Source organism: Clostridium sp. CM036 (assembly GCF_055081135.1).
In genome coordinates this window covers 1-15,689 of the sequence record NZ_JBSJEM010000003.1, presented here as the reverse complement: position 1 = coordinate 15,689, position 15,689 = coordinate 1, and the positions used below count along the sequence as shown (strand labels likewise).

At 29.2% G+C, this 15,689-nt stretch carries 16 protein-coding genes and 1 pseudogene; 2 read left to right on the top strand and 15 right to left on the bottom strand.

Annotated elements, in window-relative coordinates; all coding sequences use genetic code 11:
• Positions 1 to 201 precede the first annotated feature (201 nt).
• The 9 genes from ACWJKE_RS18495 to iscB all read right to left on the bottom strand — a co-directional run bounded on the left by ACWJKE_RS18495 (position 202) and on the right by iscB (position 6,449).
• Positions 202 to 795, bottom strand: coding sequence for a zeta toxin family protein (locus ACWJKE_RS18495; RefSeq protein WP_462959402.1), 594 nt, complete (start codon positions 793 to 795; stop codon positions 202 to 204).
• Complete coding sequence (locus tag ACWJKE_RS18490) at positions 785 to 976, bottom strand: hypothetical protein (protein WP_462959401.1); 192 nt, start codon at positions 974 to 976, stop codon at positions 785 to 787. Before ACWJKE_RS18490 ends, ACWJKE_RS18495 begins: the two co-directional genes overlap by 11 nt.
• A gap of 282 nt (positions 977 to 1,258) precedes the next feature.
• On the bottom strand, positions 1,259 to 1,429 hold the full coding sequence (locus ACWJKE_RS18485; RefSeq protein WP_462959400.1) for a hypothetical protein: 171 nt from the start codon (positions 1,427 to 1,429) through the stop codon (positions 1,259 to 1,261).
• A gap of 136 nt (positions 1,430 to 1,565) precedes the next feature.
• Entirely contained in the window at positions 1,566 to 1,826 is a 261-nt protein-coding gene (locus tag ACWJKE_RS18480) for a hypothetical protein (protein ID WP_462959399.1), read from the bottom strand.
• A gap of 1 nt (position 1,827) precedes the next feature.
• Positions 1,828 to 2,670 carry a hypothetical protein gene (locus ACWJKE_RS18475; RefSeq protein ID WP_462959398.1) on the bottom strand — a complete coding sequence of 281 codons (843 nt, stop codon included), beginning with the start codon at positions 2,668 to 2,670 and terminating at the stop codon, positions 1,828 to 1,830.
• 17 nt (positions 2,671 to 2,687) lie between these two features.
• Positions 2,688 to 3,194, bottom strand: coding sequence for an OB-fold protein (locus ACWJKE_RS18470; RefSeq protein ID WP_462959397.1), 507 nt, complete (start codon positions 3,192 to 3,194; stop codon positions 2,688 to 2,690).
• 24 nt (positions 3,195 to 3,218) lie between these two features.
• Complete coding sequence (locus ACWJKE_RS18465) at positions 3,219 to 4,604, bottom strand: relaxase/mobilization nuclease domain-containing protein (protein WP_462959396.1); 1,386 nt, start codon at positions 4,602 to 4,604, stop codon at positions 3,219 to 3,221.
• The gene (locus ACWJKE_RS18460; protein ID WP_462959395.1) at positions 4,565 to 4,882 is read right to left on the bottom strand and encodes a plasmid mobilization protein; all 318 of its coding nucleotides are present in this window, start codon (positions 4,880 to 4,882) and stop codon (positions 4,565 to 4,567) included. Before ACWJKE_RS18460 ends, ACWJKE_RS18465 begins: the two co-directional genes overlap by 40 nt.
• Before the next feature lie 325 nt (positions 4,883 to 5,207).
• Complete coding sequence (iscB, locus tag ACWJKE_RS18455; protein WP_462959394.1) at positions 5,208 to 6,449, bottom strand: RNA-guided endonuclease IscB; 1,242 nt, start codon at positions 6,447 to 6,449, stop codon at positions 5,208 to 5,210.
• 959 nt (positions 6,450 to 7,408) lie between these two features.
• Here iscB and ACWJKE_RS18450 point away from each other — a divergent pair.
• Positions 7,409 to 8,470, top strand: a complete 1,062-nt coding sequence (locus ACWJKE_RS18450; protein ID WP_462959409.1) for a replication initiation protein — start codon at positions 7,409 to 7,411, stop codon at positions 8,468 to 8,470.
• A 243-nt stretch (positions 8,471 to 8,713) separates the two neighbouring features.
• Positions 8,714 to 9,325, top strand: coding sequence for a hypothetical protein (locus ACWJKE_RS18445; RefSeq protein WP_462959408.1), 612 nt, complete (start codon positions 8,714 to 8,716; stop codon positions 9,323 to 9,325).
• A gap of 392 nt (positions 9,326 to 9,717) precedes the next feature.
• Here ACWJKE_RS18445 and ACWJKE_RS18440 read toward each other — a convergent pair whose 3' ends face one another.
• The 6 genes and pseudogenes from ACWJKE_RS18440 to ACWJKE_RS18415 form a co-directional block, all read right to left on the bottom strand.
• Positions 9,718 to 10,758: a hypothetical protein gene (locus tag ACWJKE_RS18440; RefSeq protein ID WP_462959407.1), complete on the bottom strand. Its 1,041-nt coding sequence runs from the start codon at positions 10,756 to 10,758 to the stop codon at positions 9,718 to 9,720.
• A gap of 260 nt (positions 10,759 to 11,018) precedes the next feature.
• Positions 11,019 to 11,935 (bottom strand): annotated as a pseudogene (locus tag ACWJKE_RS18435) (class I SAM-dependent methyltransferase).
• Between the two features lie 361 nt (positions 11,936 to 12,296).
• Positions 12,297 to 12,626 carry a hypothetical protein gene (locus tag ACWJKE_RS18430; RefSeq protein WP_462959406.1) on the bottom strand — a complete coding sequence of 110 codons (330 nt, stop codon included), beginning with the start codon at positions 12,624 to 12,626 and terminating at the stop codon, positions 12,297 to 12,299.
• A 372-nt stretch (positions 12,627 to 12,998) separates the two neighbouring features.
• Positions 12,999 to 14,207 (bottom strand): toll/interleukin-1 receptor domain-containing protein, encoded by a 1,209-nt coding sequence (locus ACWJKE_RS18425; protein WP_462959405.1) that lies wholly within the window; start codon positions 14,205 to 14,207, stop codon positions 12,999 to 13,001.
• Positions 14,208 to 14,617: 410 nt separating this feature from the next.
• The gene (locus tag ACWJKE_RS18420; RefSeq protein ID WP_462959404.1) at positions 14,618 to 14,959 is read right to left on the bottom strand and encodes a hypothetical protein; all 342 of its coding nucleotides are present in this window, start codon (positions 14,957 to 14,959) and stop codon (positions 14,618 to 14,620) included.
• A gap of 52 nt (positions 14,960 to 15,011) precedes the next feature.
• On the bottom strand, positions 15,012 to 15,422 hold the full coding sequence (locus ACWJKE_RS18415) for a hypothetical protein (protein ID WP_462959403.1): 411 nt from the start codon (positions 15,420 to 15,422) through the stop codon (positions 15,012 to 15,014).
• Between the last annotated feature and the right edge of the window lie 267 nt (positions 15,423 to 15,689).

Here is a 15,689-nt window from a genome sequence, read left to right as displayed (position 1 = left end):
ATTATTCATATCCATTTTATCAATAACTAGTAACTAATTCTTTACTTCTTTACTCTTTTCTTTACCAGTATTGCATTATTCATATTTTACCCTCTCAAACTTTGTTCAAAATTAATTTTTTAATTCTTTGATTTTAAGTCATTGAAAAAATGTGCTAGGAGCTAGCACATTTTTTGAACTTGCATCAGATTGCAGTGGAAATTAATTAAAGCTCGCCCGAACGACTTTAAACCACATTGGTATTTCTTTAGCTTCATAAATTATTTTATTATCTTTTACTAAAAATAATGTTTCTCTTTCTTTTTGATCCTTTGAATTATCATATATTCTAATCTCATCAGCAAGTTTCATAGCAAGTTTTAAATTCTCAAGACTTTTATTATAACGCTCATAGATAAGTGATTTAGAAATATTATGACCGCCATTCTTTACCCTTTCAGCAACCCTTTTAACTGCTAATTCTTTATTTTCTAATCCAATATACATTAACCTTATTCTATAGCCTTCACTTTTCAGTTTTTGTATTTGTACTATTGTGTTTTTCCCTGATAAAACCGTTTCTTGATTAAAATCAACCTTATCTTTTATACAATTTCTCATTGTTTCTACTGCTATTCTTCCTGCTTTAAATTGTATTTTAGGGTCATTAAAATCTCCTATCTCTTTCGCAATTTCATCTGCATTAATTCTTACTCCTAAAAGTTCTTTATCAACTTCTCCATATAAAGATGATTTACCCGCTCCATTAATTCCAGCAAAAACTGTATACTTAGTTTTTTCATTTTTATTGTACATATTTTAAAAGCTCCATTCGTATTTTTTCTACTTCTGCTAATTTATCAAATTTTTGAAATTTCTCAAATAAACTCCTACTAGTAAAAATGTCATATTTTCTAACCCATTCTTTTTGTTCCGCACCTGTTGTTGTCATCATTTTATCATCAATAAAATTACAAATTTTAATATCATTATTCATATTTATATTCCCCTTTCTCCATTATTTGCTTTTTATATTCATTCAGAGTGTTTACTCTTTCAAATTCAAAGGATTACCGTCGAAGACATAGCGAGTACGTTTGTATGGAGTGGAATCTGAAACCCTCATACGAGCGTTACATGCTAACTGGCATGCAGACACCTAAATCTTGTCACCCTAATGACAACCCCTCCGTTGCCCAAAATATACATAAAAAAGAGTACCTTTTTAGATACTCATATATATAATACTATTTATGTTTTTTAATTAATTTTTATAATACTAAAAATCATATTTAATTGTTTCCCAAACAACTAACAGTGCATCTAATTGCCCAAACGTAAAATCTTTTCTATGCTCTTCTTTAATATATTCCTCATAATCTCTATTTTCTATTGCTTTAGTTAATCTGTCAATTATATTTAATAATTTTTGTTTTTCCGTCTTATACATTTAAATCACTCCTAATTTATTTATTTATTTCAAGGAGCAACCGTGTTATACTTAATTTTGGTGAATTGGTTGTAACTTCGGTTACTGCCTTTTTTATTTTTACTTTATATTATTGTGCTAGGTGCTAGCACAAATTTTATTTTTTTAATAACATCCAATCTTTAAAAGATTTATCTGTTTTTTTAAATTTTTTTGTTATCTTATATAATATAAAAAAACCTAAAAAAACAAAACTTATTTTAATTAAAAAAATTTCAACACCTAATGCAATAGTGAATACTGCATAAAATCCCAATAATAGTGCACCAATCTCAAAAAATGTGAACGCTAAAAATAGCTCTATTGGTATAAAGTAATTACTTTTAAAAAACTTATTTATTAACTTAAACACTCTCATATTATACAACCTTTCTTGCAATTTCTTCTGATTTAAATATTACTAATATCATACTAATTGCCATAACAATTATACCAGCGAACGAACCCCACGTACTCGTTGTGCCAACTATATCTGCGATACTTACACTCGCAACCTCGAACAGGGAAATTGTAGCCATAATTATCCCACCTTGCAAACCAAGAGCACACATTTCTTTTAAATATTCTTTACATCCTTCAAACCCATATAACGGAATTTTAGCAAAGGCAACTGAACAAAAAGCGAGTAATGTATATATTTTTAATATTCTAGCTACTCCGATTATAAATATAATTATTGTAAGAATAAAAAACCCAAACCCTAAAAATTTCGCATATTGAAGTGCCATAAATTTATCCATAATACCACTGTCATTAGTAACATTTAAACCCTTTGCAATATCATTAACATTAAAAAGAGAACTTAATCCACCCTTACCTGTTGTTGTCGTCTGTATAACTATCTGTGATATTTTCGCAAAAAATGAGAAAATCCACGATACAAATTGCGTCGATGTATCTATCAACCCTTTAGTTATTGACAGTCGCAATAAAATTGTAACAATCTTCTTCCAATCTCCCCGCAAACCTATACCTTCCTTTACTATAGCAAAATAAGCATATATAACTGCCATTGCTAAGCAAACACCACCAATAGCCAAACTTATACTATGTGCAACCTCATATAATCCATGATACTTGCCATCCGTTAATCCAAATGCAAGTAAATCGCTCATTCCTTTTACTGTCTCATCAAAATTAGTAATCTGTTTTTGTACTTCTTGTCCTATAGTCTCAACTGTTATTTCGTCAAAAAATCCCATTTGGTTGTCACTCCTTTTTAAATAAATTCACAATTAGTTAATTTTATATAATAAGTGTCTTCGTTTGGTCTTTTTGCAAATTCTTCAAAAATACCATATATAGTTATTATATCTCCTGCAGAAGCATTGTCCCATTTTTTAAATCTTGCTATTTTAGCCTCATTTTCTTCATTATCTTTAAAATAAAGGTGAGCATCATAAGAATGATTTTCAGACATTATATAAATTACTATATATCCATTCTCCTTTTTGATTTTATTTGTTTCACCATTAATTTTTAAAGTTTTGTTCAAATACTTCTCTTTTGCCTTTATTTCTTGTTTTTCAAACGCATTATATATTGTTTTATAATCATCATTATCATAATTAATATTAATTGCATTAGCTTTATCTAGCTTAACTTGTTTTTCTTCTTGGCTTTGGTTTTGATTTGTATCAGTAACAGTTTTCGAACCACATCCAATGAGTAAAACCACTGACATACATATACTTAGTATCATTTTTATTATTTTAGATTTTTTCATAATTACTCCCTTTTGGTTCTTGTATTATCTTTCAACCTCTAAATTCTTTTGCTTTTTTTTAGCAAGAGATTTACGTCTTTGTTGCTCTATGTACTCTTTCATAAATTCATCATTTTTATTTAGTTTTTTATCAGATGATACGCCCCCATCACCATTAATATCATCGCAATTGTTACTCCTAGCTGAATTGTGTATTGAATCACCCTGTCCTTCCATTTCGGTAAATCCCTCATGTTTGTTATCTCGTACAATATCCCCGATACTTTTGTTAATATAGTCTGATTTATCATTTCTGCCTTCCCTAGCAACTGGACTGACTTGTCTATCTTTTGGTAGTTCAGTTCCTTCATTTCCTTGATTTCGTTTGTCATTGTTGATATTACTTTGTTCACAGACTGGGTAATCTCTAACTTTATCTTCTCGCTCTCTTGGAGTTTCTTTGTTAATCCCTGTTTGTCCTTCTCGCTTTGCTCCATCACTTTCAACATTCTGTTGTTTATGGTTATTTGCTCCGCTAGTAGGTGTTCTAACTTGTGATTTATCCCAACTAAGTCCGAATCCTTTGTTATCTCCTCCACCTCTATTTTTTTTGGTTCCATTTGATTCTCTATGTTTGGCAAGTTCTTTTTCTTTAATTCTTGAAAATCCATTTTCTATTTCCTCCTTTGCAAAATTTTTATTGTTAAAGGTCTTTTCAAGATTTGCAAGTCTAACCTTGTGACCTTTTGGGTCTTTAAAAGTAACGTTCTTATTAGTATCTGACCATTTAGTTTCATACCCCTGCGATTTCATATTCTTAATAAAATCTACTCTATTTTTAGATGTTTCTATTGATTTATCTACGGCCACTGCCGTATTAAAAAGATAACTACTAACTGGTTTACCTTGTTCCAATTTATGCATCATTTGATATTTGCCTTGATTGTAAGAATTGAAATATTCTGGATTCTGATTTTTTTGTTTAATTACTGAAAATCCTTCACGTTCACATATTTTGTCACTCATTACTTTTAGATGTTCAAGGTCCTTCTTAGTTGACTGAAATTTCTTGCCATCTTCAAAACTAACACTATTTACAATGAAATGGTTGTGTACGTGTTCTTTGTCTTTGTGTGTAGCAATTAATACCTCATGCCCTTTAAAGTTCTTCTCTGCCCATTCTAAGCCTATCTCGTGTGCTTTCTGATGAGTTATGATGTCGGTCTTGGCAAAACTCTGTACATAGTGTACATACTGTCTACCTTCAATTTTATTAAATTGTTCTTTAGTTGCTTTCATTTCTTCAAGAACCGTTGAGGGATTACAATCCTTACCACTTATTAATCTAGTTTCTGTTTTTTGTTCTTTAGTTACATAATCGATTGCCTTACTTAATTTTGCTTTTGAATTAGTAACCTTAACAACCGCCATACTTCTTTCATCTCCTTGTTAATGTCCTGAAGCTCTTCACCACAATTTGCTCTCCCCTCATTCACGGATCTGGTAAGTTGATTCAAATTATTACCTATTCTTTTTAATTCCATTGTTTGCTCCCTTAATCCATCAATCACCACAATTTCTTTATCCAATGAGCATTTTAAAAGATATTCATTTTGTTTCTTTTTTGAAGCTTTTACCTTTTTTTTTATCTGTTCAAATTCTTCTTCTGAAGCTCTAATAACTATTTGTTTTGGTCTTGACCTATTCATTTTCACTCTCCTTTTTTTAGGTTTTGAACTGACTTTATGGTTTTGATTTTAAGGAGGATTGAAGGGGGATTCCCCTTTCACAAGGTTATAGTGAAGCCGAAGGCTATCACTATAAGAAGCTTGCCTCTCTACTACACTCTTAATTATGCGGTTATATTCGTAATTTGTCAATATTTAATATTTTTGGTAATATTTTGTATTGACAATATTGCCAATACAAACTTTCAATAATATAAAAACACCTCGGAATTTAAAACATATTTATCAGCTAAAAAAAATAAGAGCATATGTTTTAGAGTAAATATCACACCCAAAACATATGCTCTTATTTATATTGAAAATTTCTATTTTCCCATAATAAAGTTTTTCTAATATCTAATAACTTTAATTTCTTACAACTAACACCTCGGCTTATTACTGTCTTGTCTAATTTCCTTATGTCAAAACTTCCACTACTTCTTCTACCAAATATAAAACATTTAGTACCTTCAAGTGATACTTTATCAAATAACTTAAATCCTTTAACTTCATAAGGTGCTTGATTTAATTTTCTTGTACCGCCCTTATTAGTTGTAGCCTTATGTATTTGCCTATTATGCTTTCTAACTTGTTTAATATAGTACCAATCATCTAGTGGTACTGCTAATGGATTATCACTTATACATCTTGCATCTACTCTATGTTCTTTAGGTAACTTGTTTGCTATCCTAGTATTTTTTGTTAGATACCCATATGTATTTTTAACATTAGGATATATTTCTTTAAGTCTATTATAAAAAGTCCATCTCATAATTCCCATAAATGCAGCATCTCTAAAACTTTGACCTCTTGTAAATTTAACTTTCAACTTTCCAGAATGATATTTCTTGTGACAATCTTCACATAAAGTAATGAGGTTACTCGGACTATTTCCACCAGTTTTTCTACTTTCTATATGATGAACATTAAGTATTTTATTCTTACAACCTTGTTTACCATGACATCTATGGCCATCTCTAAATAATACATATTCTCTAATATTCCAAAAATCTAGTTGCTCCCCTTGTTGATATTCAGTTCCACTAATATTAGGATTCTTGATTTTAACAATATCGAATGAAGCCGTTTCAACTATAATTTTAGTTATAGGCAATAACTTATAAATCTTATTTACTATACTAAAATGGGTCTGTATTTTGTTTTCTATGCTAGGTGCTACCCAACCCTTATGTTTTGATTTTACTCTATTTAAAAATCTAGGTTTTCTATATCTAGTTTTTCTATTCCTTCTAGTTCCTCTGTATTGTCTTCTAGTAGATAATAAATCAGTAATATCTGTTCTTAATTCCAATTCAGAAGAGAACAATTCTTTAGTTGATGTGGTAGCCGATAAACCTATTGTTTTACTTCCTGAATCTACTCCTAGAGTTATTTCTTGTTTATACTGACTAGAACCGTATAAAAGTTGAATTGTAAAAGGTTCTTTTTTAATTGCTTTTGCTTTATTATCTTTTAATAATTTTCTAGCTTTTGAAGGTTTACAAGGCATTAATGGTTTTCCTTCTTTGTTTAAAATGTAAACTAACATTAAGTTTACCTCCTTTCAGAGTTTGAACACCTTCGCCAATGTTATCTAAGCTTTTTACACCTAATACACTATTCCTATTTACCAGAATTGTTTAATATTAGACAACAGAGCTACAGACTAGGTGTAATATCCGTAGGTGTTATGACTTAAATAACGTAGTTTGCTTTAGGTTTGTAAAAGGAGCTGCCTACAATATCAAAGCACTTGATTTTACTAGACTTAAATCAACTAAGGCTAACTAGTCGGATTTAAGGAAATCCCTGAGGTTGAAATACAACATGAGTTAAATTACTAGTCCCACTGCATTTTTTCTTTACTATAGAAAGATTGTGTTGCAATACAACATGAGTTAAATTACTAGTTACTTTCAACTTGATAATATTTTTCAGCCTTGAAAGTTGCAATACAACATGAGCTAAATTATTAGTTTGATAAATATTCAAGAGGATGTGAACTACTAGTCTTTACAATTAAGTTATAAGATATGCAACATATATGGCGTATATCTTATTAAATATTATTTTCAGTACGCTGTGATGCTGGTACTGTCTCATATTAACATACCTTTTCGGGGGGATAGGCAAAAACACTCTACTACCGTCTTCCACAATGGAACCTTCCCTACGGGCTACCCTTCCATTGCTCCAGTTGTATTTTATTAAATTTTAGAATAAAAATTAATAACAACCACAGTTGTTGTATAGTAAAAAGTATAGTAAAGAGTATAGTAAAGGTATAGTAGGATTCTGCAAACAAAGTGACAGTAATGGGTTGAAGGGCATAAGGGTGGAAGGAATGACTGTTAAAGGTGGAAGGAATGACTGTTAAAGGTGGAAGGAATGACTGTTAAAGGTGGAAGGAATGACTGTTAAGGTGGAAGGAATGACTGTAGAAAGTGGAAATTGACTTTCTACAGTCTACATGTAATAATATACCTATATTGATTATAGGAGGCTATTATGGAAAATAAAAAGGGCGGGGACTTAATATGTAGACGACCTGAAACAATTGTTGAAGCAAGATTTAGCTTAACAAAAAAACAGAATGATATTTTGGATATGGTTTTTGCGTCTATTGAAAATGACGACAATTTGCAATATGAAATTGATATATCTAAGTATGCGAAATTATATAATATACAAGATAAAAGTAATATTTACGGCGATGTAAAAAAAACAGTCAAAACATTTGAAGGTAAAGGATTTTCGGTGACTCAAAAAATCAGTGAAAAGAAAGAAAATAGAATATACTTTGCTTGGTTTTCTAGTATTAATTATCTTGTTGGAGAGGGTAAAATTATAATTGAATTAGGTCAAACACTTAAAAAACTATTATTGAGTGCTAAAAAAGCTTGTTTTTATCAAATTAAATATCCTATAAATTTTACAAACATTTATAGTAAAAGAATTTATTATTATTTAAAGAGCTTTGAGGATACTGGATGGAGAATCGATAATTTAGATAGTTTAAGAGCCAAGTTAGAATGTCCTAAAAGCTATAATAGGTTTGCTGATTTTAGAAAACATGTACTTACTCCAGCATTTGAAGAAATAAATGGTGAAAGTGATATCTCATTTGAGTATGAGGAATTAAAAACTAAAAGAAAGGTAACTGGGATTAAGTTTTATGTTAAAACAAACAAACCCAAAAGATCTAACAAAGATTCTATTAAGTTTCCAGCTGAAACTGCTGAGGAAGAAGTTTCAGCAACGTTAATTGAACCAGAAGAAAAAAATTCAATTAAAAAAATCATGTCTATAATGCAGGACAGTAATATAACAGCTCTTGAAGCTAAAAAACTTAATGATACTGCAAATGGTGATATAAATAAGATTAAAGAAAAATATATTCTAGCTCAAAATGCAAATAAAATTGATAGTGTGGTTGGGTGGATACTTAAAGCAATTAAAGAAGATTATCAAGCTCCTAAAAGTAACGTTAAAAAAGGTACTTTTAATGATTATGAACAAAGAAAGTATGATTTTGATAACTTAGAAAAAAAATTATTAGGGTGGGATTAAATATTATACCGGATGGTTTGAGATGTTGGAAGATAAAAATTTCAATTTGAATGTAACATAACATGTTGACTCTTTACTTTGAACGTATCATAACGGTCTACATTACCTATGTATAGTTAATGTCATTAAATTCTGATTTCACGATATTTATGTTATCCATCCCTATTACATTAAAGGATATTATAATAAGAATATAGAATAGTTACTAGAGTATTACTTGAATAATCATTAGGTGGTGGGAATATGGATATAAATAAATTAGATATAGAGCAGTTAGTTAAATACGTAAACTTAGAACTGAAAAAAAATAGTAATTTAAGTGTAAATAAGCTTTGTGATAATTTAGAAATTAAAAGAAGCACATTAAAAACTAAACTACACAAGGAAAATTATTTTTTTGATACAAATAATAGAAGTTATGAAAAAGACAAGGCTGCCACTGCTATTAATGACAGTATGAAGGGTGTCATCAAAAATGATGACACTAATAAAAGCAAAGATATATCAATTAATAATGATACGGTGAATGGAGTCATCAAAAATGATGACTCTAATAAAAACAAAGACATATCAACTAATGATATGCCATTTAGTCATCAGATAAAAAGTAACTTAATGGAACTTGCTAAAAACTATGATAAAATCATGATGTTAATAGATAGTGACAAGAATATGAATGATGGCATCATAATAGAATTACCAGTTGAAACAAAAGACAATTACAGAACTACAATAAGAATTAATAACGTAGTTTGGGAGAACTTTAAATCGTTTTGTGTTCGAAATAAAATGTTTACCCAAAGGGACTTGTTGAGTATGGCTTTAACTGAATACATAAATAAATATAAAAAATAAATTTATTTAGATATAACAAAACTTCGGGGATCGTCTGCAACCATTCAATATATTAAGTGTAAATAAAGTAAAATGACGTGAAAGGTGACTTCCACGACATTTGTTTAGCTTATAGACCCGTTCTTATTCTTATGTATGCAATTAACTGCTTTAATATTGACATCATTTAAGACGACATATATTACAATTACGTCATTTTTATATTGCTTCTCATATGCTTAATATTATTTCTAAGAGATATAATTTGATAAAATGAATAATTGTACGCTTAGATTGTAACTGCTCTTATACTACGCTAAAAGCAACGTTAATATATATATTAACGTTGCTTTGTCCTTCCCTATATGGGCTACCGTCTTCCACATTGTTATTTCGACGGATATTAAGCTTACTTAGTCTTTATCTTCCTGTGAATCCTCCTGTTCATCTTCCAAATAAGATATTAATGCTGGTTGATGAATGTTAACTGTTTCTGTTGTTTGTTTAGTCGTTTTAATATAAGGTAATTGATTAATATTATCATTAAAACTTTCTTTAATTATTTTGTACAGTTCAATAATACTATTATGATAATTGTTTAGCTCATTTTCAATTTCTGGAATGCTGAATACAACTTCAAGAAGGTCTTGTCCACGAAACTCTTCATCCTTTTCATTATCATATTTTATATCTACTAAGAAATCTTTATCATAATATGTAGTAATTTTACCCCGTTTCTCTTGAGTCTTGTCATCATAGAATACATGTTTCGTCTCAATACTAAATTCTTTAGAAGCAAGTTTTTTATCTATTTCAGGGTTATCTGTAGTGATATTATAAGTTATTTTTGGCTTAAATTCTTTTAATTTCAGACAGCTATTATGCTTAATTTGATTGGCGAGTGTGCGTATGTTTGGTTTAGTGCCACCATTAAATTTAATATACGTGCTCTGGAACTTTTCAAGTTTTTTATAAACTTCTGACTTTTTATCACAAGCTATGAAATATTTTTTAATTTTATTGTAATTGCAGTTATGCTCAGCAAGTTGTACCCATCCATCTTTATTTCTAGTTACATCTACACGTCCTTTAATATCTCTATTATGCAAGAAGCTATATTTTTTATATAAAGTTCCATCGCTATTATAATATTTCCATAGTCTATCCATAAACCAAATACTTTGTAATAAGATATCAAAACAGTTACTATACCATAATATTGAATTATTGAGATTAATTCTCTTGAGTGTGTTAATTTGAATCTCAGAAAGATTATTAAAATGACTATATTCTTCATCGCCTGTATACATTAAGCTAAAGCTCGCTAATATACCTAATGTTTCGCTGAAATCATGCAGTTTTAGTACTGATAATCTAACATCATGTCCTTTTATTTCCATATATTTCTCTGGCGATTCAAAGTCACCGATAGGTACATCTATACGTTTTTTCATAATATTCTTTATCCCCCTTTTCATTCTAAATATGTATATAATAGTATCATACTACTATCTTACAATAACGTCTTGGATGTAATTTAGAAATTTAACTGATTTTTAGGTTGAAGATTTTTTAATTGACTATAAATACATATTAAAGTATAAAAACAGAAGCCTGATGAAAAAATACAAATGACGTGAAAAGAGGCTTTCGCGACATTTGAAGATACTAAACCCCACATCTAATAATGATATGGGGTTACTTCATTTTGATTTTAGTTTTTCACCGCTAAACAGTAATTTACATTATCAAAGGCTGTTATAGGATGCTCTGGATTTAATTTATTATATTTTTTGAAATACAGCTCTGTTATCTCAGTTGGTGTCAAATGCTCATAAATCAAGAAATTACTATCAGCTAATAAATTCTCCAACTCTGAATAGGAATAGCTTGCAAGCATTTTCTCATTAGCCCCACCAGCCAGTGCTACTTGTTTTTGGGTTCGTTCTCCTGCCTTTGGGGTATATGAATCCTCGTCTGGATAATCAAAAATAATAACGCTACCTTTTGGCACAATATATGAAATAGTGTCGAGTGTTTCAGCAAAAGTCTGCTTAGACAAATAGTAGCTTATACCAAGCAAGCTACAAAAACTGATTTTACGTTGATCAAATTCTGAACAGGCAATTAAATTGCTTTCCCAGTTGTTTTCTGTAAAATCAACTGATACGTAGTGAAGATTGGTAGGTTTTTCTGATAATACTGATTGAATACGCTTTTGTTTGTCAGAACCAGTGGCCGGATGGTCAAGTTCAAAAATTTGAATGTTTGAACTTGACCAATCAGGCTGACGATATGCAAATGTATCATAACCGGCTGCAAAAATCACATATTGTTTTGCACCAACTCTCACAGCATTTTCAAGTGCTTTTTCCGCAAATGCTGATCTACCAAGTGGCGTTGGAGATAACTGATTATCTACAATCCAATGTAATGCTTCTTTCTGTGTACCGTCAAATGATGGATTGAAAAAATTGATTCCTTTAGACATATTACTTGAAATTTGTTCGTATTCGTTCTCAGTTAAAATATCTTTTGCTAAGTAATCATCAAATACTTTTTCTGTATTTTGTACTGAATGATATGCCATGAAAATGCGCTTATCAATGCGGTCATGCTTTTTTGCTCCATGAAATTATCACCTCTAATAATTAATACCATTTCATTATCAACAGTACAAGACTTGAAATCTTCCTTATTTTGTGGTATAATAGAGGCTAAAAAAGTAATAGTTTACAAAATATTCACATTTATAACGAAGGCTTTTATAATTCAATTAAGTATTTTCAAAATAGTGTCTCCGATAATATTTTATTTTTATCATACAACAGAATGGAGACGGTAAAAAGATAAATGACGTGAAAGATTCGTTTCACGGCATTTGTAGATATTAACATCTTATATACTAAAACTCTCACATATGATGATCTGGGGGTACTTGTGTCGACATATATGAAAGATGTGAACTAAAATTAATATCATCTAATCTTAATTAAGGCATAATACCAAAGCCAATAATAGTTAATATAGATAGTATAGCTAAAACTATATTTCCTCCAAATCCTACTTTAGATAAAATTCTAATAATTTTATTTTCTGGTGTTCTTAAAGATTTAATGGAACCCATTCCTAATGCCCAGTATATAAACAATAGAAACATAGCCAAGTTACTTGAAGCTATTATTGGTAAAAGTTCAGAATCGCTTATCCTTAATCCTGATACCCAAGCAAATATACCAAAGCTTAATAATAAACATGATAAAATAACTAAAATACTTCTAATAAGTTTAATAAGTTTGTTAATAATAAAACCTCCAAACATTTATAGTTTTCTTTTTTAGTTGTTGCATAGTAGATTACGAGTACGACATAAATATATGACTAATTATACTATAATTTACTACAAATTCTATATATATAAATTAAAATTGGTTTTGTTAATATTGGGATAAAAAGCACGTTATATATTAGGGTTCAAAAAAGCGAAATGTCGTGAAATAATTAATTTCACGACATTGTTTATATGCCTATAACTAGCCTATACCCTCATTTATGCTCTTTTAATATGCAATAAGTCTTTATTTTACTGCATAAATGGTGTCTAATTGAGAATATACACTCCATTCTATATTGATTTGTACATGATATAAACTTCTTAAATAAATAAGAAGCTAATCCCTTTTTAGTTGTTGTATTACCTCTTAGTAGCTATATTCTTAATTCCCATTGCAATATTTAAAAATGCAGCATCTTGATCTGCCCATGTTGAAACACTCTTACCATCTGTTGGCAATGCTAATAGTTTAGAAAACGGAGCTGAAGTCCAATCACAACTTCTAAGAATTACGGGTACAACTACAGCTTGATTATTTTCATGCATTTTAAGTGCTTCTTTCATTTCTATATCATAGCAATAATCCGAAGCTAAAAAATCTACACTTATTGATAATAAAATTATATCTGCTTCCTTTAGATTAACATCAATTTCAGTATCTATATTGCTTCCAGCATCAATCTTCCTATCATGCCATGTACTTATTATACCTTGACGCGTTAACATAATAAGATGTTTTTCTAACTCATCTTTCATAGCCTCATCTTTATGTGAGTATGAAAAAAATAATTTTACTCCCTTTTTAACAGATAAGCTTTGCTTAGGAAGCTGTTCAGCTTTAATATTATGTACTAGTTTGGGCTCATTGGTAGTAACTTTTATTTTTTCTAAGTGGTATACCATTAGATCTTTTACCAAGATATAACCATCAAACTTTAAATATTTATTTAGATATTCAACCATATTTTTTAGTGTATCTTCAATATCAATATACTCTCTTGGATCTAGCAGTAATTCAAATAACTCTTCTATCTTTCCATCTGAATTAATTTGTATTACTTTTTCTCTTGCATAAACAATTCTTGTAGGAAACCCGGTTTCATATGTATCACTAAATCCTAATTGATTGAAAAAATCAACAAGTTTATATCCTTCCCTATAAAAAGACTTCCCGTTATCCCCTGTAATTGTTTGTGCTAATGTTTCAATAGTATACTTTGATATCCTTAAGACACTATTTGTTTTCTTTTTAACAGTATTTACTTTATCTTCTGTCGGTTTCTTAACCATAAGGGGCTTAATATCTACACCATAGAAAGCATATTGCTCATTCTCTATGAAAATATCTCCACAATAATTGTCTAAAATTCCTTTAAATATCTTAAGTTTATTCATCACATTAATAGGTACTCGTATATCTGCATATACTCTGTTCTGATATGATTTAGTTGCAAATACACTAGTATAGTTAAAGCTTAATTCACAATTTTCCATAAGCTTCAATATATCTTCTCTTTCATTTGCCTTCAAATACTCTTCTAGTGTATATAAAAAATCTTTTTCATTCATTTTATTCCCCCCTATAATTTAACCCCTTGTCCAGTATTTAGTATACTCTACTATACATATCTTTTTCAATGCCATTACTCCTTCTTTTAAAGCCATTCAATACTTTGATGTTGTTCTTCATCAATATTATTTTTAGTTTGCTTTAAAACGAACTCTGAGGTGTGTATTTGTTCTTTTAGTTTTTACTTACTCTCTTTTATGCTTATTTGAATTTAAAGTACATATTATCTGCATAAATTTTATACTGAAAATTAAAATGGCTTTTTGTTAAAAACAAATTCATATAAGAGAATACAACATAATTCGTGTAGAAATAAAACAAAAGTGCATACAACATAATTAAAATTATATTGTATGTTACCTATATGTTGGAAATAAAAAAGCCCCTGGGTTATCCCAAAGGTTTCTTATTATTTAACTTTTCTAAGGTCTTTAGATATTTCTATAATCCTACTATCATTATAGGACACTTTCATACTTATACTATTTACATCTATTTGAAGTCTGTCAATCTTATCATCAATAATCGTTATATGTTCAGAATTACCTTTATATCCATCCAAAAGAGCATCACTGGTAGGGATAAGTTTTCCGTCTATTCTTGCACCTAATTTTTTAATCTCATTTTCAAGGCCATCAAGTCTATTATCAACATTATTAAATTTATCAGTATGACTTTTAACCTCTTTTTTAGTTTCTTGAACCTCAACATATATTTTTTCTAATAGGTCAAACATTTTATTCTCATCCATAAATATCACCTCATTTTTATATTATATCATCTTTTTATGATGACTCTAATAATTATTTAATTGTTTTTGCTGCTACATTATCTTTTTTAACTCTTGGAGTTGGTTTCTTCTTCTCCAGTTCTTCTAAGAGTAATTTATATTTACTTTGATATTCTTGTATCTCTGCATTATATTTCAATTGGTTTTGATTTAATTGCTCTTGTTGTGCCTTTTGTAGTTCTAATAATGCCTTATCCATCGTTATATTTGTCTTCTCTTTCAACTGTTCAATATCTTCGATATGTTTATCTTTTAATTGCTCTTGGCTCTCATTCAATCCGTTAACAACCTTCTCATGATCTTCTTTTAAATTCTCAATGTCTTTTCCTAAATTACTAATAGTAAAATTCTTGTCTTTAATGCTATCTTTTAATTCCATATTTTTAGATTGAGTATCTGCAAGTGACTTCTTGTACTGTTCCACTTCAACTTTATATTGTTTATATTCTCAAGTATTCCTGTAAGAGTATCATTCTTACCTTGGTATTCCTTAATAATAGTTAGTTTATCCTGAGAACTTTTTTGTAATTGATTATGTTGTTCAATTTTAATTAAATTCTTACTTTTTATGTTTCTTTACTTCTTTACTTCTTTACTTATTTCTTTACCAATATTGCATTATTCATGTCCATTTTATTAATAACTAGTAACTAATTCTTTACTTCTTTACTCTTTTCTTTACCAATATTGC

Bases quoted from the DNA above. Each gene is read 5' to 3' on its own strand.
- iscB (WP_462959394.1), bottom strand. From the start codon at position 6,449: ATGTTAGTTTACATTTTAAACAAAGAAGGAAAACCATTAATGCCTTGT.
- ACWJKE_RS18490 (WP_462959401.1), bottom strand. From the start codon at position 976: ATGAATAATGATATTAAAATTTGTAATTTTATTGATGATAAAATGATG.
- ACWJKE_RS18430 (WP_462959406.1), bottom strand. From the start codon at position 12,626: ATGTTTGGAGGTTTTATTATTAACAAACTTATTAAACTTATTAGAAGT.
- ACWJKE_RS18450 (WP_462959409.1), top strand. From the start codon at position 7,409: ATGGAAAATAAAAAGGGCGGGGACTTAATATGTAGACGACCTGAAACA.
- ACWJKE_RS18420 (WP_462959404.1), bottom strand. From the start codon at position 14,959: ATGGATGAGAATAAAATGTTTGACCTATTAGAAAAAATATATGTTGAG.
- ACWJKE_RS18470 (WP_462959397.1), bottom strand. From the start codon at position 3,194: ATGAAAAAATCTAAAATAATAAAAATGATACTAAGTATATGTATGTCA.
- ACWJKE_RS18425 (WP_462959405.1), bottom strand. From the start codon at position 14,207: ATGAATGAAAAAGATTTTTTATATACACTAGAAGAGTATTTGAAGGCA.
- ACWJKE_RS18445 (WP_462959408.1), top strand. From the start codon at position 8,714: ATGGATATAAATAAATTAGATATAGAGCAGTTAGTTAAATACGTAAAC.
- ACWJKE_RS18440 (WP_462959407.1), bottom strand. From the start codon at position 10,758: ATGAAAAAACGTATAGATGTACCTATCGGTGACTTTGAATCGCCAGAG.
- ACWJKE_RS18495 (WP_462959402.1), bottom strand. From the start codon at position 795: ATGTACAATAAAAATGAAAAAACTAAGTATACAGTTTTTGCTGGAATT.
- ACWJKE_RS18475 (WP_462959398.1), bottom strand. From the start codon at position 2,670: ATGGGATTTTTTGACGAAATAACAGTTGAGACTATAGGACAAGAAGTA.
- ACWJKE_RS18485 (WP_462959400.1), bottom strand. From the start codon at position 1,429: ATGTATAAGACGGAAAAACAAAAATTATTAAATATAATTGACAGATTA.
- ACWJKE_RS18480 (WP_462959399.1), bottom strand. From the start codon at position 1,826: ATGAGAGTGTTTAAGTTAATAAATAAGTTTTTTAAAAGTAATTACTTT.
- ACWJKE_RS18460 (WP_462959395.1), bottom strand. From the start codon at position 4,882: ATGAATAGGTCAAGACCAAAACAAATAGTTATTAGAGCTTCAGAAGAA.
- ACWJKE_RS18465 (WP_462959396.1), bottom strand. From the start codon at position 4,604: ATGGCGGTTGTTAAGGTTACTAATTCAAAAGCAAAATTAAGTAAGGCA.